Origin of the sequence: Sphingomonas sp. CFBP 8765, from assembly GCF_014841445.1 — a bacterium.
GTDB lineage: Bacteria > Pseudomonadota > Alphaproteobacteria > Sphingomonadales > Sphingomonadaceae > Sphingomonas > Sphingomonas aerolata.
The window spans coordinates 1-1,317 of the sequence record NZ_JACYTY010000028.1; the positions used below are offsets into that span (position 1 = coordinate 1).

Below are 1,317 nucleotides of genomic sequence, written 5' to 3' on the forward strand. Positions count from 1 at the left end.
TGGCCTATGGGGTTTTCGGTTTTCGCCCTGGTTTGAGGCGCGTGCAACAGCTGCCCGGGCGGGCATCTGTGGGCTGGAAGAAGGCCGTCTGGCGCTGGGTTTGGCTTGGATTCTGGCTTCGACGAAGGCGTGAGATGTTGGTCGGCACGCGGAGCGGCATCGTCGACGCGAGCGTCATTATGGCCGGAAGCGCACAGGCTGCGCGGCGGAATGCAGGTGAACCATGCCGGGTCATGGCGCGGTGGTCCCGGTCGGGTCGGTGGCATGCGGCGGTGCGCGGGGCTGGCGCCAGCGTTCGAAGGTCTCGATGATGAGCATGCGTCCGCCACAGCATGGGCACGGCGGGCGGGCATCGTCGGGTTCGACCGGCGCGACATCGGCCACGGGCGGGACAATACCGAGCAGTTGGCGGGCGTGTTCGAGGTGAGCCTTGCGGGTGGCGCCAGCGAGCAGGCCGTAATGACGGATGCGATGGAAGCCCTTCGGGAGAATGTGGATCAGGAAGCGGCGGATGAACTCGTCAGTGGCCAGCGTCATCAGCTGCTGCCGGTCGGCGACATCGTTGCGGTAATTCTTGTGGCGTAATGTCACCCCGGTCTCGTCGAAGCGGACGAGGCGGCTGTTCGAGATCGCCACGCGGTGGGTGTAGCGCGACAGATAAGCGAGCACCGCCTGAGGGCCGGCGAACGGCGGCTTGGCATAAACGACCCAGTTCTTTTTCCGGACCGGGGACAGGTGTCGTAGGAAGGCGCGGCGGTCGGCGAGTGCTGCGAGACTGCCATAGAAGCCGAGCCGTCCCGCCTCGTACAGCGCCATCAGCCGGGTCAGGAACAGGCGGCGGAACAGCTTGCCGAGCACGCGCACCGGCAGCAGGAACGCGGGGCGTGACGACACCCAGCGGCTGCCGTCCGGCGACAGTCCACCGCCCGGTACAATCATATGGATGTGGGGGTGGTGGGTCATCGCCGACCCCCAGGTGTGAAGGACCGCGGTGATGCCGATGCGGGCGCCGAGATGCTTCGGGTCAGCGGCGATGGTCGTCATCGTCTCGGACGCCGCCTGGAACAGCAGGCCGTAGACTGCAGCCTTGTTCTGGTAGGCGATGTCGGCGACCTCGGCCGGCAGGGTGAAGACGACGTGGAAATAGCCGACCGGAAGCAGGTCGGCCTCGCGCTCGGCAAGCCATGCGCGCGCGGCCGCACCCTGGCACCGGGGACAATGCCGGTTGCGACAGGAGTTATAGGCGACCCGCCAGTGTCCGCAGTCGGTGCATGCCTCGGTGTGGCCGCCGAGCGCAGCGGTGCGGCAATGTTCGAC

General features: G+C 67.0%; 1 protein-coding gene. It reads right to left on the minus strand.

All coding sequences use genetic code 11. From position 1 onward, the window contains the following. Positions 1–231: 231 nt before the first annotated feature. Positions 232–1,317, minus strand: a 1,086-nt coding sequence (locus IFT87_RS20080; RefSeq protein ID WP_192191750.1) for an IS91 family transposase, incomplete at its 5' end; no start/stop codon positions are given.